The organism is Sanguibacter keddieii DSM 10542, from assembly GCF_000024925.1.
Taxonomy (GTDB): Bacteria; Actinomycetota; Actinomycetes; order Actinomycetales; family Cellulomonadaceae; genus Sanguibacter; species Sanguibacter keddieii.
In genome coordinates this window covers 2,682,750-2,705,945 of record NC_013521.1, presented here as the reverse complement: position 1 = coordinate 2,705,945, position 23,196 = coordinate 2,682,750, and the positions used below count along the sequence as shown (strand labels likewise).

The following is a 23,196-nucleotide window of genomic DNA, read 5'->3' as shown; positions in this document are numbered from 1 at the left end:
GCGCCCCGTGACCTGGCGCCGCGCGACACCGCGCGAGCCCTCCGCAGCACAGCTCTTCGAGAGGCACGACCTTCAGATGAACGCCCCACGCACCACCCGCTCCAGGCGACCCGCCCTGCTCAAGGCAGCGGCCACGACCGCCGTCCTCGCCCTGACCCTGACCGCGTGCAACGCGAACAGCGGCAGCGACGACGACGCGACGGCGCCGAGCACCCAGGGCTCGACCGGCGCGACCGAGAAGGGTGGCACCATGACCATCCTCACGTCGGCCACCGAGATCAACTGGGACCCGGCCAAGAGCCAGAACCTGGCCATCACGACCCTCGGCCTCGTCGAGCGCCGCCTCACCACCTGGGGTGTCGAGCCCGGCAAGCCCGGCGTCGTGGTCCCCGACCTCGCGACCGACACCGGGACCGTCTCCGACGACGGCACCACGTGGACCTACACCCTCAAGGACGACATCTTCTTCGAGGACGGCACACCGATCACCTCGGCGGACATCAAGTACGGCGTCGAGCGGTCCTTCGCCCCCGAGCTCTCGGGCGGCCTCGGCTACCACAAGAGCCTCCTCGAGGGTGGCGACGAGTACGCCGGCCCGTACACCGGGGGAGAGCTCGACTCGATCGAGACCCCGGACGAGAAGACCATCGTCTTCAAGCTCAAGACGGCCTACGGCGACTGGCCGTGGATCGTCTCGCAGCCGGCCTTCGCGCCGGTCCCCGAGGCCCAGGACGACGTCGCGACCTACACCCAGCAGCCCGTTGCGTCCGGCCCCTACAAGGTGGTCGACACCCAGCAGGGCGTGTCCGTGACGCTCGAGCGCAACGACCAGTGGACCGAGGAGAGCGACGACGTCCGCACCGCGGGCCCCGACTCGATCGTCTTCTCCCTCGGCCAGGACGCGACCGTCACCGCGCAGCGCCTCATCGCCGACGCGGGCGACGACAAGAACGCCTTCGGCGCGAGCTTCGTGCCCCCGGCCCAGCTCGCGCAGGTCGCGAACAACGCCTCCGCCAAGGAGCGCCTCGTGACCTCCGACGCCGGTGCGCTCGCCTACCTGGCGATCAACACCGAGCGTGAGGGCCTCGACAACCTGCAGGTCCGTCAGGCCATCCAGTACGCGGTGGACAAGCAGGCCTTCCAGGTCGCGTCCGGCGGCGAGACCGGTGGTGCCATCGCCACCACGCTCATCACCCCCGGCATCGAGGGCCGCGAGGACTACGATCTCTACGAGGCCGAGCCCGCGGGTGACGTCGACAAGGCCACCGAGCTCCTCACGGAGTCCGGCTGGGACCCGACGAGCCGTGAGCTCGTGCTCCTCTCCGAGGACGACTCCGTGTCGCTCTCGCAGGCGCAGGCGATCGAGCAGGGTCTCGAGCGTGCCGGCTTCCAGGTGACCATCAAGCCCGAGGCGCAGCTCGCCGCGGTCCAGACCCTCACCCAGGGCACCGGGGAGTACGACCTGACGATCAGCTCCTGGCAGCCGGACTTCCCGAGCGCGAACGGCAACATCCAGCCGCTCTTCGACTCCAGCCAGATCGGGAACGGCGGCTACAACATGGCCCGCTTCTCCGACCCGGCCGTCGACGAGCTCATCGCGCAGGCCACCGCCGAGATCGACGTCGAGAAGGCCGGTGCCCTGTGGGCGCAGGCCGACCGCGCCATCATGGAGCAGTCGCCCGTCGTCCCGCTGATCTTCACGCGGAACTCGTTCCTGCACGGCTCCAACGTGCAGAACTTCTACATCCCGGCCTTCCCGGCCTACCCGAACTACCTCAAGGCATCGCTGAGCCAGTGAGCACGAACACCGAGACCACCGTGCCTCTCGTCTCCGTCGACGGTCTGACCGTCCGGTTCGAGGGCCAGGACACGCCCGCCGTCGGCGGGGTGTCCTGGTCGCTCGAGCGCGGGCAGGTGCTCGCCCTGGTGGGCGAGTCCGGCTCGGGCAAGAGCGTCACGGCGTTCTCCGTGCTCGGGCTGCTGCCGGCGACGGCCACCGTCGCCGGCAGCGTCCGGCTGGCCGTCGAGCGTGACGGCCAGCCGGTCGAGCTCGTCGGCGCCTCCTCGGACACCCTGCGGGGTATCCGGGGCGGTGTCGTCGGCCTCGTGTCGCAGGAGCCCATGAACGCCTGGAACCCGGTCCTGACGATCGGGTGGCAGATCATCGAGGCCGTCCGTACCCACGCGAAGGTCTCCCGCGCCCAGGCGCGCGAGCGCCTCCTCCAGCTGCTCCACGAGGTCGGGCTGCCCGACCCCGAGCGGGTCGCACGGTCCTACCCCCACCAGCTCTCGGGTGGCCAGCTGCAGCGTGCGCTCATCGCGATGTCGCTCAGCGCCGACCCGGTCGCGCTCATCGCCGACGAGCCGACCACCGCCCTCGACGTCACCGTCCAGGCCGGGATCCTCGAGCTGCTCCGCTCGTTGCGCGACTCCCGCGGCATGGCGATCGTGCTCATCACCCACGACATGGGCGTGGTCGCGGACCTTGCCGACGAGGTCGTCGTCATGCGCCGCGGGCTCGTCGTCGAGAAGGCCCCAGCGGCCACGCTGTTCTCCGACCCGCAGGACCCCTACACGCGGGAGCTGCTCGACGCCGTGCCCAGGCTCGGCGCGCTGCCCGAGGCCGAGGCGCTCGTCGCTGACCAGGACGAGGCGCTCGGCGCGGGTACTGCCAGCTCGACAGCCGAGGACGAGCCCGCGGCACGCGCACGCGTCGGCACCACCGCTGCCGCGCGCTCTGCTGCTGCGTCGCCTGCACCCGCAACCTCAGCACCTCCTGTCGACCTCCGCGACCTCCACGTCGTCTACCCGGGCGCGCGCCGTTCGGCCCCCGTCCACGCCGCCGACGGCGTGACGCTGCGCATCGACCGCGGCGAGATGCTCGGCCTCGTCGGCGAGTCCGGCTCCGGCAAGTCGACCGTGGGCCAGGTGCTCGCCGGTCTCGTGCCCGCCACGTCGGGCTCGGTCAGGGTCTGCGACGTGGACCTGCGGGAGGCTTCCCGGAGAGAACAGCTGGCCGTGCGCAAGCGCGTCGGAGTCGTCTTCCAGGACCCGGCGTCGACGCTCAACCCCCGCTGGACCATCGCGCAGGCGATCGGAGAGCCGCTCGGCCTGCACACCTCGCTGCGCGGTTCCGAGCTCCGTGAGCGGGTGGCGGAGCTGCTCGAGGTCGTCCAGCTCTCGCCGGACCTCGCCGACAGGTTCTCGCACGAGCTCTCGGGCGGGCAGCGTCAGCGCGTCTCGATCGCGCGGGCTGTGGCCCTCGACCCCGACGTGCTCATCGCCGACGAGCCGACGAGCGCGCTCGACGTGTCGGTCCAGCAGCGTGTCCTCGAGGTCTTCGCGGACCTGCAGCAGCGGCTCGGGTTCTCGTGCCTGTTCATCTCGCACAACCTCGCCGTCGTCGAGCGGGTCACGGGTCGTGTCGCGGTGATGCACCAGGGCCGGATCGTCGAGCAGGGCCCGACGCGCGACGTGCTCGGCTCGCCCCAGGACCCGTACACGCAGCGGCTGCTCGCCGCCGCGCCGGTCGCCGACCCGACCGTCCAGGCGGACCGCCGTGCGCACTGGCTCACGCTGACCGACTGAGCCGGGGTCAAGCCCCTTCGTGCACCGCTGGTCTGCATCGCGGCTGGGCGGTCGCACCACTCATGAGTCACTGCTCGCCTCTCACCTCTCGCCTCTCACCACTCACCACTCACCGCTGCTGCGCCGCTGCCCCCAGCGCCGTTCCGATCTCCTCGTAGCCGTGGCGCACCTGCCCGAGCGAGATCCGTAGGTGCCCCGAGGGCGTCCCGGGACCGCCCGTCGTGAAGGGGGCGCCGGGCGCGCACCGGATGCCGAGTGCCGCCAGGTGCACCGAGGCGGCCCGCTCGTCGACGACCGGGAGCCACATGTTGAGCCCGTCGCCGGCGCGCAGCGTCGCTCCCGTGGCCCGCACGGCACGTGAGACCTCGCGCTGGCGCAGGGCGTAGGCGGTGCGGGCCTGGGCGACGCTCTCCCGGACCGTCGAGTCCGTGAGGAGCTCGAGCAGCACCTCTTGCAGCATCCGGCTGGTCCACCCGGGGCCGAGCATCCGCCGTGCCACGACGTCGCGCATGAGGTCGGCCGGCGCCGACATCGCGGCGATCCGCAGGTCAGGTCCGTGCGACTTCGAGAAGGACCGCACGTGCACCACCTGGCCCGGCAGGTGGGTCCCCAGACTGACGTCGGGCGCCTGGCAGATGCTGCCCGAGTGGTCGTCCTCGACGACGAGGACGTCGGCTCCGCGCGGGTGCCGGCGCAGTACGTCGGCGAGCTCGGCAGCCCGTGCCGCCGTGAGGGAGGCGCCCGTCGGGTTGTGGGCACGCGGCTGGAGCAGCACCACCCCGGGCCCGGCGTCGAGCGCCCGCGACAGCCCGTCGGGCGTCATGCCGTGCTCGTCGACGTCGACCCCGAGGGTCTGTGCGCCCAGGTGGTCGAGCAGGTCGTAGAACGGCGGGAAGGACGGGTTCTCGACGGCCACCCGTGACCCCAGTCGCACCCTGAGCTCGAGCACGCGGCTGAGCCCGTCCATCGCACCGTCGACGACGGTGAGCGCCTCGGGCACGAAGGGCCAGTCTGCGCGGAGCCGGCGCTCGAGCGGCGCGATGAGCGCCGGACCCAGGTAGCTCGACGTGGTCGCCCCCTGCGTCCGCCGGGCGAGCCGTGCGAAGGCACCGCCGAGAGGCGGCAAGAGCTGCGGGTCGGGGGTCCCCGAAGACAGGTCGACGCGGTAGGGCACCTGGTCGCCCGCGGCGAGGTCCCGGTACCGCGGCGGGAGCCACGTCGACCGCTGGCTGAGGACGAAGGTGCCCGCCCGTCCGCGGGTGCGTACCAGCCCGGCCTCGGCGAGGGCGTGCCACGCGCCCGAGACCGTCCCCGGGCTCACCCGCAGCTGCGCGGCGACGTCCCGGACCGTCGGCATCCTCTCGTCGGCAGCGATCTCACCGGACCTGATGAGCCGGGCGAGCGTCGCGGCGATGCCGGCGGGAGAGCGGTCGGTGACGAGCTCGGCGAGGTCCATGCCCTGATCCTGGCGGGTGGACGGGAGGTGTCGAGCGCCTGGCCGAGGAGTTAACACGATCGTCACGAGCGTTCTCGGGGACGTTACGTGGGGACATGCGGCAGAAATGTTCAAGGTCGAGAGTCACACCCATCAGCCCGCCAGGAACATCCGGCGACGACGACCCCGAGGAGCCCGCGTGACCATCGTGAGGACCGCACTGACCCAGGCCACGTGGACCGGCGACAAGGAGTCCATGCTCGCCAAGCACGAGCAGTTCACCCGCGACGCCGCCGCCCAGGGCGCGAAGATCATCTGCTACCAGGAGCTCTTCTACGGCCCGTACTTCGGGATCGTCCAGGACACCAAGTACTACGAGTACGCCGAGTCGGTCCCGGGGCCGATCACCGAGCGCTTCCAGGCCCTGGCCAAGGAGCTCGACATCGTCATCGTGCTCCCCGTGTACGAGGAGGACCAGCCCGGGGTCCTCTACAACACCGCCGCCGTGATCGACTCCGACGGCAGCTACCTCGGCAAGTACCGCAAGCACCACATCCCGCACCTGCCGAAGTTCTGGGAGAAGTTCTACTTCCGTCCCGGGAACCTCGGGTACCCCGTGTTCGACACCGCCGTCGGGAAGATCGGCGTCAACATCTGCTACGACCGGCACTTCCCCGAGGGGTGGCGGGCCCTCGCGCTCAACGGCGCACAGATCGTGTTCAACCCGAACGCGACGGCCCCCGGCATCTCGAACCGCCTGTGGGAGATCGAGCAGCCGGCCGCAGCCGTCGCCAACGGGATGTTCGTCGTGGCGACCAACCGGGTGGGCCTCGAGGACAACGAGTACGGGGACGAGGCCGTGAACTTCTACGGGTCCTCCTACGTCGTCGGACCCGACGGCGCGTTCGTCGGCGAGGTGGGTTCGTCGACCGAGCCCGAGCTGCTCATCCGCGACATCGACCTCGGGAAGGTCCGCGAGGTCCGCGAGCGCTGGCAGTTCTTCCGCGACCGCCGCCCGGACGCGTACGGCCCGCTCGTCGCTCCCTGACCGGTCAGCACCTCAGCCCAGCACCTCCGCAGGCCTTCCAGGGCACGAGCTGCTCAGCCCTCCGACCTCAGAGCTCACAGGAGACGAGACCCATGTACACCCTCATCACCGGCGGCACCGTCGTCAACGCGACCGGCACGGGCCTGGCCGACGTCCTCGTCGAGGACGAGAAGATCGTCGCGGTCCTCGAGCCGGGCTCCGCGGTCCTCGGCGAGACCTTCCTCGCGGGGGTGGACCGCAGGATCGACGCGACCGGCAAGTACGTGCTCCCGGGCGGCATCGACGCGCACACCCACATGGAGATGCCCTTCGGCGGGACCTTCGCCTCGGACAGCTTCGAGACGGGGACGCGTGCGGCGGCGTGGGGCGGGACGACGACGATCATCGACTTCTCGGTCCAGTACGCGGGGCAGGACGTGCTCACGCAGTTCGCCGCGTGGCACGAGAAGGCGGCGGGGAAGTGCGCGGTGGACTACGCCTTCCACCAGATCATCGGCGGGGTCGACGACGTCTCCCTGGCGGCGATGGACACGCTCATCGACGAGGGCGTGTCGAGCTTCAAGCTGTTCATGGCCTACAAGGGCGTGTTCCTCTCCGACGACGGCCAGATCGTGCAGGCGATGCAGCGGGTGTCGAACAACGGCGGGCTGCTCATGATGCACGCGGAGAACGGGTCGGTCATCGACCTGCTCCAGCAGCAGGCCCTGCAGCGTGGGGACACCGACCCGATCCACCACGGGCTCACCCGCCCGTGGCAGACGGAGGAGGAGGCCACGTACCGGGCCATCCGGCTCGCCGAGCTCACGGGGGCGCCGCTGTACGTGGTGCACGTGTCGGCCAAGCAGGCCGCGCAGCGCATCGCCGAGGCTCGTGACACCGGGCAGAACGTGTTCGGGGAGACCTGCCCGCAGTACCTGTGGCTGTCCCTCGAGGAGCAGCTCGGGGCGCCGGGCTTCGAGGGCTCGAAGTGGGTGTGCTCGACGCCGCTGCGCTCGCGGGCCGACGGTCACCAGGAGCACATGTGGCGCTCGCTGCGCACCAACGACCTGCAGCTCGTGAGCACGGACCACTGCCCGTTCTGCATGAAGGGTCAGAAGGAGCTGGGTGTCGGCGACTTCACGAAGATCCCCAACGGCATCGGGTCGGTCGAGCACCGCCTCGACCTCATCTACCAGGGCGTGGTGACCGGCAAGATCTCGCTCGAGCGCTGGGTCGAGATCTGCTGCACGACGCCGGCGCGGATGTTCGGCCTGTACGGGAAGAAGGGCGTGATCCAGCCCGGGGCCGACGCGGACGTCGTGGTGTACGACCCGGCGGGCCACACGAGCATCTCGGTGGAGTCGCACCACATGAACCTCGACTACTCCGCGTGGGAGGGCTTCGAGGTCGACGGTCACGTGGACGTCGTGCTGTCCCGCGGGAAGGTGCTCATCGAGGACGGCGAGTACCACGGGCGCCCCGGTCACGGTCGGTACGTCAAGCGCGGTCTCTCGCAGTACCTGATCTGACGGGTCACAGCCCCTCGCGTCTCTCGGGTGTCGTGGCCGACGCCCCGTCCCTCCCCAGCATCCTCAGCCCTGACAGAAAGGACACCGCTCATGGACTTCGGTGTCGTCCTCCAGAACCACCCGCCGGCGTCGCGTGTCGTCGAGCTCACGCGCCTGGCCGAGACCTACGGGTTCTCGTACGCGTGGACCTTCGACTCCCCGCTGCTGTGGCAGGAGCCCTTCGTCGTGTACCCGCAGATGCTCGCGGCGACGCGCAAGATCAAGGTCGGGCCGATGGTGACGAACCCGTCGACGCGTGACTGGACGGTCTTGGCGTCGTTGTTCGCCACGCTCAACGACATGTTCGGCAACCGCACGGTGTGCGGGATCGGGCGCGGGGACTCGGCCGTGCGGGTGCTCAACGGGCGCCCGTCGACCCTCAAGGCGCTGCGCGAGTCCATCCACGTGATCCGCGAGCTGGCGAACAGCCGCAGCGTCGAGCTCAACGGCTCGACCCTGCAGTTCCCGTGGAGCAAGGACTCCGAGCTCGAGATGTGGGTCGCGGCCTACGGGCCGCTGGCGCTCAAGCTCACCGGCGAGGTGGGGGACGGGTTCATCCTGCAGCTCGCCGACCCGGACATCGCCGCGTGGATGATCAAGGTGGTCAAGGACGCCGCGGAGAAGGCCGGTCGGGACCCCGAGGCCATCAAGTTCTGCGTCGCGGCGCCCATGTACGTCGGTGACGGCGACTCGCCGGCCGAGCGGGCGCACATGCGCGAGCAGTGCCGCTGGTTCGGCGGGATGGTCGGCAACCACGTGGCCGACATCGTGTCGAAGTACGGCGCGGACTCGTCCGTCCCCAAGGCGCTCACCGACTACATCGAGGGCCGCCAGGGCTACGACTACAACGAGCACGGCCTCGTGGGGAACTCGCACACGAGCTTCGTGCCCGACGAGATCGTCGAGCGGTTCTGCCTGCTCGGTTCCCCGCGAGAGCACGTCGAGAAGCTCCAGGCGCTGCAAGACCTCGGTGTGCACCAGTTCGCCGGGTACCTCCAGCACGACAACAAGGAGGAGACGCTGCGGCTGTACGGCGAGCGGGTCATCCCGGCGATGGCCGAGCACGTGACGGCCAAGGCATGACGAGCCCGGTCGTGGTGGAGACGGGCACCTCCGCCCGGGTCCTGCGCTCCAAGCCCGTGGTCGCGGTCCTCGCCGTCGTCGTGCTCGCCTCGGTGTGGGAGCTCTACAAGGCTCTCGGCCCGGACGACGGCTGGTCCGTCGGCGAGACCCGGCTGCTCCCGCGCACCACCGGCCTCGCCATGCCCCACACCTGGGACATGGTCGCGCGGCTCTTCGACCCCGTGTCGGGGGCCCGCGACGCCCCGGTCCTGTGGCGGGCGGTCCTCGACGCCGGGGCGGTGAGCCTCGGGATCGCCGTGGTCGGCTGGCTCGTGGGGGTGACCGTGGGGGTGCTGCTGGCCCTCGCCATGCAGCGGCTGCGGGTCGTCGAGCGGGCCGTGCTGCCGCTCGTGGTGCTCTCGCAGACCGTCCCGCTCATCGCCCTCGCGCCGCTCGTGCGGTCGTGGGGCGCGAAGCTGCAGATCGGTGGCTTCGAGTGGGAGCCGTGGATGTCCGTCGCGGTCATCGCCTCCTACCTCGCGTTCTTCCCGGTGGCGGTCGGCATGCTGCGCGGCCTGCAGTCGCCCGACACGATCCACGTCGAGCTCATGACCGCCTACGCGGCCGGCTGGTTCGCCACCCTCGTCCGGCTGCGGCTGCCCGCGGCGGTCCCGCACCTGCTCCCCGCGCTGCGGCTCGCGGCGGCGAACGCCGTCATCGGGACCGTGGTCGCCGAGGTGGCCACCGGTCTGCCCGGCGGCATCGGCCGGATGATCCTCGAGTTCGCGAACTTCGCGTCGAGCGACCCGGCGAAGCCCTGGGCCCCGATCTTCGGCGCCGTGGTCCTCGGCCTCGTGGCCGCCGGGCTCGTGACCCTGCTCGGCCGGTCGCTCGGCCGGTTCCGCCGCGGCGAGGTGGTCGCGTGAGCACCGCACCCGTCCACCGCCTCCGCCCACCCACCCGTGCTCTCGCCCGACCGACCCGAGGAGCGCTCTGATGACCCAGCCCGAGGCACGCCCCACGAGCGTCGCGCCTGCCGACACCTCGCTCCCTGCCGACTCCGCGCTGCCTGCTGGCACCGCACCGTCTGCGAGCAGCAGCAGCAGCAGCAGCACCACCACCAGCACCGCCTCAGCCGTCCGCGTCGACTCGGTCTCCCGGGTCTTCGGCCGGGGGACCAGCCAGGTCGTCGCCCTCGACGACGTGAGCCTCACGGTCGCGCCGGGGGAGTTCGTGTCGCTCATCGGCCCGTCGGGCTGCGGCAAGTCGACGCTGCTGCGTCTCGTGGCCGACCTCGACCAGCCGACGTCGGGCACCGTGGAGGTCTTCGGTCGTCCGGCCCGCCAGGCGCGGCTGTCCCGGGAGTACGGCATCGCCTTCCAGCAGGCGGGCCTGCTCCCGTGGCGGACGGTCCGGGCCAACGTCGAGCTCCCGCTCACGCTCTCCGGCACCGGACGTGGGGCCCGTCGCGAGCGCGTCGACCACCTGCTCGACCTGGTCGGCCTCGCCGACTTCGCAGACCGTTTCCCCGACCAGCTGTCGGGCGGCATGCAGCAGCGCGTCGCGATCGCCCGGTCGCTGGCCGAGGAGCCGAGCCTGCTGCTCATGGACGAGCCCTTCGGTGCGCTCGACGAGATGACCCGCGAGCACCTGCAGACGCAGCTCTTGCGGATCTGCGCGGAGACCCGCGCCGCCGTCGTGTTCGTCACCCACTCGATCCCCGAGGCGGTCTTCCTCTCGGACACGGTGGTCGTCATGTCACCGCGACCCGGCCGGATCCGGGAGATCGTCGACGTCGGCCTCGACCGTGCCGGCATCGCCCCCGCGACCGCCGTGAGCACAGCGGCCGAGGACGCCGTCGGCGACGACCTGCGCACCGCGGACGCCTTCGTCGACGCGGTCGCCCGGGTCCGGACCGCGCTGCACGGCGACCTCGCGGCAGCCGGTGGCTCCGCGACGAGGGCACCCGCGGGGGTGGACCAGCGATGACCACCGACCATCTCGAGAGCACGTCCCAGCCCGTGTCGACCGCTCGGTCCGGTGACACGGTCCCGCCCGTGAGCCCAGCCAGGCGCACCGCCTCCGGACGTGCCGTCGCCCGGTCCACCGGCGCCGTCCTGGCGAGCGTCGCCCCGCCCGTCGTCCTGCTCGCCGCGCTGCTCGCCGCCTGGCAGGCCGCGGTCACCCTCGGCGACGTCCCGGCCTTCGTGCTCCCGGGCCCCTCGGCCATCTTCTCCGAGCTCCGCGACCTCGCCGGGCCGATCACCTCGGCGGCACTGGTCACCGGCCGCAACGCGCTCGTCGGCCTGGTCGTCGGTGCGCTGCTCGGCGTCCTGCTCGCGGTCGTCGCGTCCTCCGCGCAGGTGGTGGACCGGCTGGGCGAGCCCGTCGTCACCGCGCTGTCGGTGGTCCCGGTCGTCGCCCTGGCCCCGGTCCTGTACTCCATGTACGGGGCGGCCTCCGAGCAGGCGCGCGTGATCGTCGCCGGCCTCGCCGTCTTCGTGCCCGTCTACGTCAACACCCTCCGCGGCCTGCGGCAGGTGACCCCGGTGCACCGCGACCTCATGCGGGCGCTCGCGGCGTCGCCGCGCCAGGTGGCACTTACCGTCACCGTCCCGACGGCCGTGCCCTTCGTCTTCACCGGGCTGCGCATCGCCTCGTCGCTGGCGGTGATCTCGGCGATCGTGGCCGAGTACTTCGGCGGGCCGCGCTCCGGCATCGGGTCCTTCATCACGACGGCCGCGTCGGGCTCCAACTACGCCCGTGCCTGGGCGTACGTGCTCGGCGGGATCGTCGTCGGCCTCGTGTTCTTCACCGTGACGGCGCTCGCCGAGCACCTCGCGACACGACGGAAGGCACGGTAGCGAGCACTCGCGCCGTCCAACCACCACGACGTCCCACCCACCACCACGCCTCACCCACCCACCACAACGCCTCACCCACCCACCACGCTGTCCACCTGCCAACGGCTGCCAGGCGGTCGCGAGACGAGCCGCCGGCTCGCCTCGCTCTAGAAGGACCAGTGCACCCACGCGTCGACCTCCAAGGCCGACCGACACAGGGAGAAGACATGAGGACAACCACACCGTGGAGGACCGTCGCAGCCGCGACGGTCGCCGCAGGGCTCGTGCTCACCGGCTGCTCGAGCTCGGACGCGGACGCCGACACGTCCACCGCAGGGGAAGGCGAGGGCCTGACGCCCGTCAAGCTGCAGCTGCAGTGGCTCACCCAGGCGCAGTTCTCCGGCTACTACGCCGCGCTCGACCAGGGGTACTACGAGGAGCAGGGGCTCGACGTGGAGATCATCCCGTCGGGCGGCGACATCGTCCCGCAGGACGCCCTCGCCCAGGGGGAGGTCGACTACGCGGTCGCCTGGGTGCCCAAGGTGCTCGGCTCGATCGAGCAGGGCGCGAGTATCACCAACGTCGCGCAGGTCTTCGAGCGCTCGGCGACCCTCCAGGTCTCCTTCGCCGACGCGGGCATCGACTCCGTCGAGGACCTCGCCGGGAAGAACGTCGGCTCCTGGGGCTACGGCAACGAGTGGGAGCTGTTCGCCGGGCTGGGGGAGGCGGGCGTCACCGACTACACGCTCGTCACCCAGGCCTTCGACATGCTCGGGCTGCTCAACGGCGACATCGACGCCGCGCAGGCCATGACCTACAACGAGTACGCGCAGCTCCTCGAGACCGTGAACCCGGACACCGGCGAGCTCTACACGGCCGACGACTTCTCCGTCATCGACTGGAACGACGAGGGCGTCGCCATGCTCCAGGACGCCGTCTGGGCTGACACCGAGCGGCTCGAGTCCGACCCGGCGTACGAGGAGACCACCGTCAAGTTCCTCACCGCGACCCTCAAGGGGTGGGCCTACGCCCGCGACAACCCCCAGGAGGCCGCCGACATCGTGACGGCCGCCGGGTCCACCCTCGGGACGAGCCACCAGCTGTGGATGGCCAACGAGGTCAACAAGCTCATCTGGCCCAGCACCACCGGTGGCATCGGCCTCGTCGACCCCGCCGCGTGGGACAAGACCGTCGAGCTCGCCATGTCGACGCAGAACGAGACCGGCTCGAGCATCATCACCGAGGCACCGCCCGAGTCGGCCTACACCTCCGAGTACGTCCAGCAGGCCATCGACGCGCTCACCGAGGAAGGCGTCGACGTGGTCGGCGCCGACTACGCGCCGATCGACGTCACCCTCGCCGAGGGCGGCAACTGAGCACGGAGCCCCAGAACCACCGGGCACCGGAAGAGGGGGGGCGGGGCGGTCACCTGCCGGGATCGCCCCGCCCCCTCCTGCTACGTCTCATCTGCTGCGTCCTCCCGCACACCTGCCGCTCACGCACTCCCCTCCACCCACCCACGAGGAGCCCCATGCCCCCGCCCTCCCCGGCCGCCCCGTCACAGGGCTCGGCTCGTCAGACCGGTATCTCGTCTCCCAGCACAGCCCTCGAGCTCGACCGTGCCCACGTCTTCCACTCGTGGTCCGCGCAGGGGTCCCTGCAGCCCATGACCATCGAGGGCGGGCTCGGGTGCGAGGTGTGGGACGACACGGGACGCCGGTACCTCGACTTCTCGTCGCAGCTCGTCAACGTCAACATCGGGCACCAGCACCCCCGGGTCGTCGAGGCCATCGCGGAGCAGGCGCACCTGCTGACGACCGTCGCCCCCGGCCACGCCAACCTCACGCGCGGCCGCGCCGCACGGCTCATCACCGAGCGCGCCCCGGACGGGCTGGACAAGGTGTTCTTCACCAACGGCGGTGCCGACGCCAACGAGAACGCGATGCGCATGGCCCGCCTGCACACCGGGCGCTCCAAGGTCCTCTCGGCGTACCGCTCGTACCACGGCAACACCGGCTCGGCCGTGGTCGCCACGGGCGACTGGCGACGCATCCCCAACGAGCTCGCGCACGGGCACGTGCACTTCTTCACCCCGTACCTGTTCCGCTCCGACTTCTGGGCCTCGACCCCCGAGGAGGAGTGCGCCCGCGCTCTCGAGCACCTGGCCCGCGTCGTGGAGTGCGAGGGGCCGTCGTCGATCGCCGCGATCCTCCTCGAGACGGTGCCGGGCACCGCAGGGGTCCTCACCCCACCGCCCGGCTACCTCGCCGGGGTGCGCGAGATCGCCGACAGGCACGGCATCCTGCTGATCCTCGACGAGGTCATGGCCGGCTTCGGCCGGACGGGGCACTGGTTCGCCTTCGACGACCACGCCGTCCGCCCCGACCTCGTCACGTTCGCCAAGGGGGTCAACTCCGGGTACGTCCCCGCTGGCGGGGTGATCATCGACGCCCTCGTCGCCGCGACCTTCGACGACCGGGTGTTCCCCGGCGGCCTCACCTACTCCGGTCACCCCCTCGCCATGGCCGCGATCGTCGGGACCCTCGAGGCGATGGCCGACGAGGGCATCGTCGAGAACGCCCGCACCGTCGGCTCCGAGCACATCGGCCCGGGCCTGCGGGCGCTCGCGGACGCGCACCCGATGATCGGTGAGGTCCGGGGGAGCGGTGTCTTCTGGGCGCTCGAGCTCGTCGCCGACCCGGCGACGCGCCAGCCCGTCGCCCCGGCCGTCGTCGGTGCCGTGAAGAAGGGCTGCCTCGACCGCGGGCTGCTGCCCTTCGTCGCCGACAACCGCCTGCACGTGGTGCCGCCGTGCGTCGTCACACCCGCCGAGGTCGCGCGAGCGCTCGCGGTGTACGACGAGGTGCTCACCGAGGTCGAGGCGGGACTCTGACCGAGACGCTCGTCTGCACCGCCAGCACCCAGACCCGTCCCGCCACCCGTCTCAGCGAGACCGGACCCCTGCGGCCTGCCGCACCGGTCCGGCACCGACCGTCTGCCTCTCACCCCACATCCAGGAGCAACCCCATGCCTGACCAGCCCGTCAGCCCGTCCCAGCCCACCCCTCCGACCCCACGCCGCATCGTCGTGACCGGTGCCTCGTCGGGCATCGGCGCCGCGACCGTCGAGCTGCTCCGCGCGGAGGGCCACGACGTCGTCGCCGTCGCCCGCCGCGAGGACCGCCTGGAGGAGGTCGCGGAGCGTACCGGCGCGACCTACGTCGTCGCCGACATCACCTCGGACGACGACGTCGCGCGTCTGGTCTCCGAGGTCACGGCCGCCGGCCCGGTCGACGCGGTCGTCAACAACGCGGGCGGCGCGCTCGGCGCCGACCCCGTCGGTGCGGCCGACCTGGACCTCTGGCGCCGGATGTACGAGCTCAACGTCATCGGCACCTTCCGGGTGGTCAACGCGTTCCTCCCGGCGTTGCGGGAGGCGGAGGGCGACATCGTCGTCATCACGTCGACGGCCGCGCACGAGCCCTACGAGGGAGGCGGCGGGTACGTCGCCGCGAAGTTCGCCGAGCGGGTCGCGACACGCACGCTGCGCCTCGAGCTCGTGGGCGAGCCGGTGCGCGTCGTGGAGATCGCGCCGGGCATGGTGCACACCGAGGAGTTCTCGCTGACGCGCTTCGGCGGGGACTCGGCCAAGGCCGCCGCCGTGTACGACGGGGTGCCCGGGCCGCTGCTCGCGGGCGACGTCGCGGAGGCGGTGCGGTGGTCCCTCGCGCAGCCGCCGCACGTGAACGTCGACACCCTCATCCTGCGGCCGCGCGCCCAGGCGGCCTACACGAAGACGCACCGGGTGCCGTCCGGTGCTCAGGGATAGGGTGGACTCATGGACCTGACCATTGGCTATGCCGCCATGCTCGAGCAGTTTCACCCGACGGACATCATCAGCTACTCCGAGTACGCGGAGCAGCACGGTTTCTCCGGTGTGATGGCCGCGGACCACTTCCAGCCGTGGGTGCCTCAGCAGGGGCAGAGCGCCTTCGTGTGGAACGTGCTGTCGTCCCTGGGTGAGCGGACCCGCGGGGACATCGGCCCCGGCGTGACCGCCCCGACGTTCCGCTGGCACCCGGCGATGGTGGCGCAGGCGTCCGCGACGCTCGCCGCGATGTTCCCGGGACGCCACTGGCTCGGCCTGGGCTCCGGCGAGGCGCTCAACGAGCACATCATCGGGCAGTACTGGCCCGAGGCGCCCGAGCGCATCAACCGCATGTTCGAGGCGATCGACGTCATCAAGAAGCTCTTCGCGGCGTCGCTCGCCGGCAAGGACGTCAAGCACTCGGGGCCGTTCTACAAGCTCGAGTCGACCCGTCTGTGGACGATGCCCGAGGTCGCCCCCGAGATCCTCGTGGCGACCGCCGGGCCTGTCACGGCGAAGCGGGCCGGCAAGCACGCCGACGGCCTCATCACCGTCGGTGCTCCGCTCGAGAAGATCTCGATGCTCTTCGGCAAGTTCGACGACGGCGCCCGGGAGGTCGGCCGCGACCCCGAGGGTATGCCCAAGGTCCTGCAGATCCACCTGTCGTGGGCAGAGACCGACGAGGAGGCCCTCGCGAACGCCATGACCGAGTGGCCGAACGGTGGCATGAAGTTCCCGAAGGCCGACATCCGCTCGCCCTTCGAGTTCGAGCAGATCGCGAAGCTGGTGCGCCCGGAGGACTTCGAGGGCCGCATGGTGATCTCCTCCGACCCTGACGTGCACCGCGCGAACATCCAGAAGTACGTGGACCTCGGCTTCGACCGCATCTACCTGCACAACGTGGGACGCAACCAGCGCGAGTGGATCGACGTGTTCGGCCGCGACGTGCTGCCCAAGCTCGTCCGATGACCGGAAGCACGACCGGGGGCACGGCTGTGCCTTCTCCCTCTTCCGTCTCCGCGCCAGAGCTGCGCGTCTGGGCCCTCGACGGCATCGGCGAGGTCGTCCCGGGTGACGACCTCGTCGGCCTCGTGGCCGGTGCTCTGGGCGACCGCCCGCTCGAGGACGGCGACGTGGTCGTCGTGACGAGCAAGATCGTCTCGAAGGCCGAGGGGCGCGTCGTCTCGGCGGACGACCGCGAGCAGGCCATCACCGACGAGACCGTCCGGGTGGTCGCCTCGCGCGTCCACCCCGGCGGTGTCACCCGCATCGTGGAGAACCGCCTCGGCCTCGTCATGGCCGCGGCGGGCGTCGACGCGAGCAACACCCCGGACGGCACGGTCCTGCTGCTGCCCATCGACCCTGACGCCTCGGCGCGCGCGCTCCGCAGCGGACTCGCGGAGCGGCTGGGTGTCCAGGTGGGCATCGTCGTGACCGACACGGCCGGGCGCCCGTGGCGCGCTGGCCAGACCGACATCGCGATCGGTGCTGCGGGCGTGCAGGTGATGGACGACCTGCGCGGCCAGACCGACGCCCAGGGACGACCGCTGACGGTCACCGTCGCGGCTGTCGCCGACGAGATCGCCGCCGCCGCCGAGCTCGTCAAGGGCAAGACGAGCGGGCGGCCCGTCGCGGTCGTCCGCGGTCTGGCGCACCTCACCCTCGACGAGGACGGACCCGGCGCCCGGGCGCTCGTCCGCCTCGGCGACACCGACATGTTCGCCCAGGGGAGCGCCGAGGCCTACGAGCAGGGGTGGAAGGACGCCGTGGGTGCGGAGCCCGGGAGCGAGCGTCCGGGCGCCGCGCCGCACGGGACGCAGAGCCCGGCGTCATGAGCGCCGAGCAGCAGGCGGTGGTGAGCGCCGAGCAGCAGGCGGTGGTGAGCGCCGAGCAGCCTGCGGTGGTGAGCGCCGACCAGCCGGCGGTGACCTGGACCGTCGTCGTCCCGGTCAAGGTGACGTCGCAGGCGAAGACCCGCCTGGCCGGTGACCTCAGCCCGACGCAGCGCGTGGAGCTGGTCCGCGCGATGGTCGTCGACACGGTCGCCGCGGCGCGTGCGACGCCCACGGTCGACCGCGTCGTCGTGGTGACCGACGACCCGGACGTCGTGGCGGACCTGAGCGCCGACGAGCCTGCAGGCACCGACGCCGAGCGCCGTGCAGATCCCAGTGCCGAGAACCGTGCATCCACCAGCGCCCAGCATCCCTGCTTGCGCGCGCACCTCGACGTCGTCCCCGAGCCGTCGCCCGCGGCGGGTCTCAACGCCGCGATCCGCGCCGGGGTCGCCAGCGCGCGCTCCGGCGGCGGCCTGGCGGCTGTGTCGGTCGCCGTGCTGCTCGGCGACCTGCCGGCCCTGCGCCCGGGAGACCTGGGCGCTGCCCTCGAGGCAGCCTCCGCGCACCACCGCGCGGTCGTGACCGACGCCGACGGGTCGGGCACCACGTTGCTCACGGCGCGGTCCGGCGTCGAGCTGTACCCGGCCTTCGGGCCCGGGTCGGCGGCCGAGCACGCGGCCCGGGGTCACGTGGTGCTCGACGTGGCCGACGTGCCAGCGGTCTCAGGGCTGCGCCAGGACGTCGACCTGGCGAGGGACCTCGCCGCGGTCGCGGCCCTCGGTCCAGGACCTCGCACCACGGAGGTCCTGGACCGGTGGGCGAGGCTCGGGGAAGGCTCCTCCGCAGCCTGAGCCCCCGTGCTGGCTTCTGGGCTCAGCGCGGGAACGCGTGCCGTCGACCGACGACCACCACGGTGGCCGCGACGACCGCGAGCGGCACGCTGGCGAGGGGCAGGGTCGCTGCGCCGCTGACGGCGATGCCGATGCCGCCGAGCGCGCCCCCGGCGGCGATGGCGAGGTTCCAGACCGTGACGAGCAGGGACTGCGCGGTGTCGGCGGCGGGTCCTGCCGCGCGTGCCGAGGCGGTCTGGAGCAGCGGCGCGATGCTCCCGAAGACGGCGCCCCACACGACGGCGGCCGCGATCACGAGGGCTGGCTCGCGTACCGTCCCGAGGACCACGAGGGTGACGACGAGCGCAACGGTGCTGACCACGGAGAGCCGGCGCAGGTGGGAGTCCCCGTACGCCCCGACGAGGACAGCCCCGCCGATCGACCCGAGGCCGAAGGCGAGCAGCACGGTGCCCAGGGCCCCACCGAGTCCGACGTCGACCACGTAGGGCGCGACGTAGGTGTAGAGGAGGTTGTGGGCGACGATGACGGCGGCAGCCGCGGCGATGACCGACCGCACCCCGGGGACGCGCAGCGCGTCCGAGAGCCGGCCGCCCGCGGCGCGGGGCGTCCCGGGCAGGTCGACGACCCCGAGACGGACCCAGGCGACCAGGCCGAGCGCGACCACCGAGAGGACACCGAAGGTCCACCGCCAGCCGACCAGCTGGCCGAGGGCGGTCCCGGCGGGGACGCCGACGGCGAGGGCGAGCGTGCTGCCGAGCGCGGTGATCGCGATCGCGCGCCCGGCGAGGTGCGGCGGTGCGAGCCGGCGTGCGTAGCTGGGCACGAGAGCCCAGGTCATCCCCGCGCCGAGACCGGCGAGGAAGCGCATGGCGAGCAGGACGGGGAGCGACGGTGCGAGGGCGGTCGCGGTGTTGACGACGACGAACCCGACGAGCATGCCGACGACCACGGCGCGCCGGGGCAGCGTGGCCGCGAGGCGGGTGAGCGGGATGGCGCCGACGAGGCAGCCGATCGCGAAGACCGTGACGGTCTGCCCGGCGGTCGACGTGCTCACCCCGAGGTCGGCGCTCATCTGGAGCAGGAGCCCCGCGGGCAGGGTCTCGCTGAGCAGGGTGACGAAGCTGGTGACCGCGAGGGCGAGGAGGGAGCCGAGGGGGAGACGGACGGGGACGCGCGCTGGCGAGTCGACCGGGACGTCGTCGGCGGCGCTGTCCTGGACCGGCGGTTCGTCGGCCGGGTCCGGGCTGAGGGAGCCGCTGGGGTCGGGGGAGCGGTCTGGGGTGGGGGAGCAGTCTGCGTGCGGTGAGAGGGCTGGGCGGTGCGGACGGTCTGGGTGCGGTGAAGGATCAGCGGTGCGCGTGGTCATGGAGAGATCGTCGGACCCTGTCACTGGTGTGAGGGTCAAGCCGGGACTATCTCCGCTGGCTGTGACGTTGTGCACGCCATGACCAGCATGCTCGGCCAGCGGCCGTCTCTGCCCGGTAGCGGGGTGCTCCGTGCGTATCGGTGAGCTCGCCCGCAGGACCGGGACCACACCGCGCCTGCTGCGGTACTACGAGGAGCAGGGCCTCGTCTCGCCGACGCGTGAGCCGAACGGGTACCGCGACTACGACGAGCGGCTCGTGGCGCGGGTCGAGCACATCAGGGGCCTGCTGGCCGCCGGGATGTCGACACGCCTCATCCACCTGATCCTGCCGTGCCTCAACCGGCCTGACAGCATCATCGTCGACGACGTGGCGCCCGCGACCGTCGCCCTCCTCGAAGAGGAGCGGGCCCGGATGGACAGCCGGATCGAGTGCCTGGTCAAGAACCGCGACGCGATCTCGCGGTACCTCGACGCGGTGACCGCGGGCGCGGCGGAGATCCCGGTGGAGTGCTCAGCACCGCAGAGCGCCGCACGGCAGATGGTCGGGTCGTAGACGGTCGGGTCGTAGAGCGTCGCACGGCAGATCGTCGGGTCGCGGAGTGTCGGGCGCAGCCGGCCACGCCCCAGGCCATCTGCTCTCGACCCACGTCGCCTCGGACCACGGGCTGCTCGGAGAAGTCCCTGGCTGATATCAGGCGATGATCAGCCCAGGGCTGATGTCGGACGGGTCAGGTCGCATCCGACGGTGCGCTTCGGCGACCGGTCAGCCGGCGGCGACGAGCGCGACGTACGCGGCTCCCGCGGCGGCGATCATCCAGCTGGTCATGCTGCCGACGAGGAACTCCTCGGCCTTGCTGCCGGTCGCGCTGTCCTCGGCGATCTCCGGGAACCGCACGATGCCCTTCGCCGCCAGGAGCCCGGCGACCACGGGGTACGCACCCGCCAGGACGGCCGCGAGGACGAGGATCCTCTCGATGGGCCCGATGTGACGGCCGCCGCGCATCGCGGACGTGGGCGCGATCTCGGCGCGCGCACCGGTTGCCGGTATGCCAGGGGCTGGGCTGTCAGCCGGCTCGGGGTGCTCGGGGTACTCAGATTGTTCGGCGTGCCTGGAATCCCTGGAACCAGATGTCCGCTCTGCGGGCACGTCGACCGGCCTGGTCGCGGACGTCGGAGAGGTCGCGGAGGGGTCTCGCTGGACCGCCCCGATCGTCCGACCGCCTATGCGGACAGACCACCGGGCAGGGCTGGCCGGGGTCTCCGCGGCTGTCGACGACGATGACGTGCTGACCCCCGGCCGTCCGAGCCCTGTCCTGTCGCGGCCGAGCGCGGCACGGACGACGAGGTTGGCGGTCTGGGTCATGACCACGACGACCGCCAGGACTGCCAGCACCGTCTCCGCCGAGGTGCCGTGCAGGAGCGCGCGCGGCGACTCTCCGAGGACGTCGTCCAGGCCGGCAGGGAGGGCGACCGACGTGCGGTCGAAGGCCACGGTCGTCACCAGCAGCGCGAGGAGGGCGAGAGCCGGCCACAGAGGAGGTGCGTCGCGTGTACCGTCCTGGCCTGTCCCTGCGGGTCGTCCCACGGGGACGAGGGCGACCCATGCGAGCGTCGTCGCGAGGCAGGCGAGAGACCACGCGACTGCGAGGCCGAGAGCGGCGCTCGCCACGACTGCCAGGACGACCGCTGACACCGCGGCCGCGGCCGAGGCGACGGCAGGTCGACGGCCAGGCGCGTCTGCTGGTCGAGCGGCTGCACTCCGTACGGCTGCACTCCGTACAGGTGCAGTCCGGACCAGTGCGGTCCGGACGATGTCGGCGACCCCGATCATGAGCAGTGCCACGCTGACGATCACGAGAGGTCCCGGAGGAGGTCGATGCTGGCGACGAGCGCCCCGGCCCCGGACCGGGCGAGGTTCTGGGACACCGCGCTCTGGGTGATGCCCTCCGCCGCCGCGAGCTCTGCCTGGGTCCGGCCCATCAGCGTCCCCAGGGCGATCCTCCGTTGGCGGGGGTTCATCGCCGAGACGGTCATGTCTCGCAGGAGCAGGTGCGCGTCGACCATGCGCTCGACCGTAGGCGCGGGAGGCTCGGTGCCGTCGACGAACCACGACCTCAGGTACGGGCTCCCGGTGTCCTGGCGACGGTGGGCCTCGTCGATCGCGCGTCGGGCGGCCCACCAGCCGGGGCCGTCCTGGATCGGGGAGGCGCCCCGGGAGTCCACGTCCCAGGTCTCGCCCAGGCCGAGCCCGAACCTGAGGTCGACGCCGTCGGGCAGTGCGAGCCGGACGACCGCGGTCGTCCGGACCGCGGCCCCGACGGTGGGGAGCACCAGCTGGAACTCGTCACCGACCGTCGACCACACGGGGCTGACCGGGGCGTCCAGCGTCTCGGCCTGCGCGAAGGCGTCGAAGATCGCCGCCTGTGCTGCGGACCTGTCGGTGAGGTCGCGGGACTTCACGATGTCGGCGATCAGGCCGGTCTGCGTCGTCATGAGATCAGGCTATCGCTAATATCCTCTCGATATAAGCCCCGACGGATGGTCTTGAGGGACGGATAGCCCCGATGTCCGTTCAGCCCATCCCGACGAGCTCGGGGTCCGCTCAGCCCATCCCGACGAGCTCGATGTCCGCTCAGCCCATCCCGACGAGCCCGAGCGCTGCAGCGGCGATCTCCGCCGTCGCGGCGTCGTCGGTCATCAGCAACGGCACCGCGCGTGCACGGATCCCTGCGGACTCGAGCGCTGCGACGGCGTCGACGTCGCCCGAGTCGACGAGCCACCCGTCGAGGATGCCCAGCGGGGCGCCCTCGCCCGAGCCCTGGCCTGCTCCACGCGCGAGGTCGTCGTCCTCGAGGTCTTCCCTCGCCCCGTAGTGCAGCCCGACCGCGGCGGCACTCGTCTCGACCCCGATCGTCTGGAGGCACGCGTCGGCCATCCCGCGGACCGCAGCCCCGCCGACGATCGGCGAGATCCCGACCACCGGTGCCGGGGTGGCGTGCAGCGCCTCGCGGACGCGCGGCACGGCGAGGATCGTGCCGACCGACACGACAGGGTTCGACGGGGGGAGGAGCACGAGGTCGGCGGTCATGATCGCCTCGAGGACCTCAGGGGTCGCTGACGCCGCGTCGAGGCCGACCTGCTCGAAGCGTCGCGCCGGGATGCCTGCGCGGTGGCGCACCCACCACTCCTCGAAGTGGATGAGCCGCTCGGGGTCGTCGTCCGTGCCGTCGCCCACGACGACGTGCGTCTCGACCGGCTGGTCGCTCATCGGCAGCAGCGTCACCCCGGGCTGCCAGCGGCGGCACAGGTGCGCGGTCGCCTCGGTCAGGGTCCTGCCGGCGCGGAGCAGCTCGGTCCGGGCCAGGTGGGTCGCGAGGTCGAGGTCGCCGAGCGTGAACCACTCCCAGCCGAGGTCGTACGCAGCGAGGTCGGCCGAGACGCGGCTCGACTCGTCCTGGCGTCCCCAGCCCTGGCCCTCGTGGATCGCACCGCCGAGGGTGTACATCACGGTGTCGAGGTCTGGGCAGACCCGCACGCCGTGCAGCCACATGTCGTCGCCGGTGTTGGCGACCACCGTGACCTCGGCCGTCGTCCCGCCCTCACCGTCGGGGTAGCGCTCGGCGAGAAGGTGCAGCAGGCCACGGGTGAAGCGGGCGCCACCGACGCCGCCGGCGAGGAGAGTGATCTTCATGGGGTGGAGACTATCCAACGCTGGGCCGCTCGCCGGGACGAGGACTCGTGCGGACATGCACGC

Annotated in this window: 20 protein-coding genes; 15 read left to right on the top strand and 5 right to left on the bottom strand. The window is 71.9% G+C overall.

The features are described from left to right. The first annotated feature begins 76 nt into the window (after positions 1 to 76). Positions 77 to 1,798, top strand: a complete 1,722-nt coding sequence (locus SKED_RS11895; RefSeq protein ID WP_012867407.1) for an ABC transporter substrate-binding protein — start codon at positions 77 to 79, stop codon at positions 1,796 to 1,798. After that, positions 1,795 to 3,588, top strand: coding sequence for a dipeptide ABC transporter ATP-binding protein (locus SKED_RS11890; RefSeq protein ID WP_012867406.1), 1,794 nt, complete (start codon positions 1,795 to 1,797; stop codon positions 3,586 to 3,588). The genes SKED_RS11895 and SKED_RS11890 overlap by 4 nt, the downstream gene beginning before the upstream one ends. Positions 3,589 to 3,697: 109 nt before the next feature. Here SKED_RS11890 and SKED_RS11885 read toward each other — a convergent pair whose 3' ends face one another. Further along, positions 3,698 to 5,044 carry an aminotransferase class I/II-fold pyridoxal phosphate-dependent enzyme gene (locus SKED_RS11885; protein ID WP_012867405.1) on the bottom strand — a complete coding sequence of 449 codons (1,347 nt, stop codon included), beginning with the start codon at positions 5,042 to 5,044 and terminating at the stop codon, positions 3,698 to 3,700. A gap of 178 nt (positions 5,045 to 5,222) precedes the next feature. Between SKED_RS11885 and SKED_RS11880 the strand changes: the two genes are divergently transcribed. From SKED_RS11880 to cofC, 12 genes are all read left to right on the top strand, one after another. Continuing rightward, on the top strand, positions 5,223 to 6,071 hold the full coding sequence (locus tag SKED_RS11880) for a nitrilase-related carbon-nitrogen hydrolase (protein ID WP_012867404.1): 849 nt from the start codon (positions 5,223 to 5,225) through the stop codon (positions 6,069 to 6,071). 92 nt (positions 6,072 to 6,163) lie between these two features. Next, positions 6,164 to 7,579 carry a dihydropyrimidinase gene (gene hydA, locus SKED_RS11875; protein ID WP_012867403.1) on the top strand — a complete coding sequence of 472 codons (1,416 nt, stop codon included), beginning with the start codon at positions 6,164 to 6,166 and terminating at the stop codon, positions 7,577 to 7,579. A gap of 90 nt (positions 7,580 to 7,669) precedes the next feature. Further along, positions 7,670 to 8,701 carry a TIGR03842 family LLM class F420-dependent oxidoreductase gene (locus SKED_RS11870; protein WP_012867402.1) on the top strand — a complete coding sequence of 344 codons (1,032 nt, stop codon included), beginning with the start codon at positions 7,670 to 7,672 and terminating at the stop codon, positions 8,699 to 8,701. Next, positions 8,698 to 9,606, top strand: a complete 909-nt coding sequence (locus SKED_RS11865; RefSeq protein WP_012867401.1) for an ABC transporter permease — start codon at positions 8,698 to 8,700, stop codon at positions 9,604 to 9,606. The genes SKED_RS11870 and SKED_RS11865 overlap by 4 nt, the downstream gene beginning before the upstream one ends. A 70-nt stretch (positions 9,607 to 9,676) precedes the next feature. Next, positions 9,677 to 10,669 (top strand): ABC transporter ATP-binding protein, encoded by a 993-nt coding sequence (locus SKED_RS11860; RefSeq protein WP_012867400.1) that lies wholly within the window; start codon positions 9,677 to 9,679, stop codon positions 10,667 to 10,669. Continuing rightward, complete coding sequence (locus tag SKED_RS11855; RefSeq protein WP_012867399.1) at positions 10,666 to 11,544, top strand: ABC transporter permease; 879 nt, start codon at positions 10,666 to 10,668, stop codon at positions 11,542 to 11,544. Before SKED_RS11860 ends, SKED_RS11855 begins: the two co-directional genes overlap by 4 nt. A gap of 206 nt (positions 11,545 to 11,750) precedes the next feature. Next, positions 11,751 to 12,899, top strand: coding sequence for an ABC transporter substrate-binding protein (locus SKED_RS11850; protein ID WP_012867398.1), 1,149 nt, complete (start codon positions 11,751 to 11,753; stop codon positions 12,897 to 12,899). 155 nt (positions 12,900 to 13,054) lie between these two features. Further along, positions 13,055 to 14,416 (top strand): aspartate aminotransferase family protein, encoded by a 1,362-nt coding sequence (locus SKED_RS11845; protein ID WP_012867397.1) that lies wholly within the window; start codon positions 13,055 to 13,057, stop codon positions 14,414 to 14,416. Positions 14,417 to 14,550: 134 nt separating this feature from the next. Then, the gene (locus SKED_RS11840) at positions 14,551 to 15,351 is read left to right on the top strand and encodes an SDR family oxidoreductase (protein ID WP_012867396.1); all 801 of its coding nucleotides are present in this window, start codon (positions 14,551 to 14,553) and stop codon (positions 15,349 to 15,351) included. A gap of 9 nt (positions 15,352 to 15,360) precedes the next feature. After that, on the top strand, positions 15,361 to 16,359 hold the full coding sequence (locus SKED_RS11835) for a TIGR03557 family F420-dependent LLM class oxidoreductase (RefSeq protein WP_012867395.1): 999 nt from the start codon (positions 15,361 to 15,363) through the stop codon (positions 16,357 to 16,359). Further along, entirely contained in the window at positions 16,356 to 17,225 is an 870-nt protein-coding gene (locus SKED_RS11830) for a coenzyme F420-0:L-glutamate ligase (protein WP_012867394.1), read from the top strand. The genes SKED_RS11835 and SKED_RS11830 overlap by 4 nt, the downstream gene beginning before the upstream one ends. Next, a complete protein-coding gene (gene cofC, locus SKED_RS11825; protein ID WP_012867393.1) occupies positions 17,222 to 18,076 on the top strand; it encodes a 2-phospho-L-lactate guanylyltransferase in 855 nt (284 codons plus the stop codon). The genes SKED_RS11830 and cofC overlap by 4 nt, the downstream gene beginning before the upstream one ends. A gap of 22 nt (positions 18,077 to 18,098) precedes the next feature. Here cofC and SKED_RS11820 read toward each other — a convergent pair whose 3' ends face one another. Further along, positions 18,099 to 19,442 carry an MFS transporter gene (locus SKED_RS11820; RefSeq protein WP_012867392.1) on the bottom strand — a complete coding sequence of 448 codons (1,344 nt, stop codon included), beginning with the start codon at positions 19,440 to 19,442 and terminating at the stop codon, positions 18,099 to 18,101. Positions 19,443 to 19,572: 130 nt separating this feature from the next. Here SKED_RS11820 and SKED_RS11815 point away from each other — a divergent pair, with 130 nt between their 5' ends. After that, the gene (locus SKED_RS11815; protein WP_012867391.1) at positions 19,573 to 19,995 is read left to right on the top strand and encodes a MerR family transcriptional regulator; all 423 of its coding nucleotides are present in this window, start codon (positions 19,573 to 19,575) and stop codon (positions 19,993 to 19,995) included. A 210-nt stretch (positions 19,996 to 20,205) separates the two neighbouring features. Here SKED_RS11815 and SKED_RS19040 read toward each other — a convergent pair whose 3' ends face one another. The 3 genes from SKED_RS19040 to cofD all read right to left on the bottom strand — a co-directional run bounded on the left by SKED_RS19040 (position 20,206) and on the right by cofD (position 23,133). Further along, a complete protein-coding gene (locus tag SKED_RS19040) occupies positions 20,206 to 21,111 on the bottom strand; it encodes a hypothetical protein (RefSeq protein WP_012867390.1) in 906 nt (301 codons plus the stop codon). Between the two features lie 182 nt (positions 21,112 to 21,293). Next, a complete protein-coding gene (locus SKED_RS11805; RefSeq protein ID WP_012867389.1) occupies positions 21,294 to 21,935 on the bottom strand; it encodes a SatD family protein in 642 nt (213 codons plus the stop codon). A 139-nt stretch (positions 21,936 to 22,074) separates the two neighbouring features. Further along, positions 22,075 to 23,133, bottom strand: coding sequence for a 2-phospho-L-lactate transferase (gene cofD, locus SKED_RS11800; RefSeq protein WP_012867388.1), 1,059 nt, complete (start codon positions 23,131 to 23,133; stop codon positions 22,075 to 22,077). Positions 23,134 to 23,196: the final 63 nt, after the last annotated feature.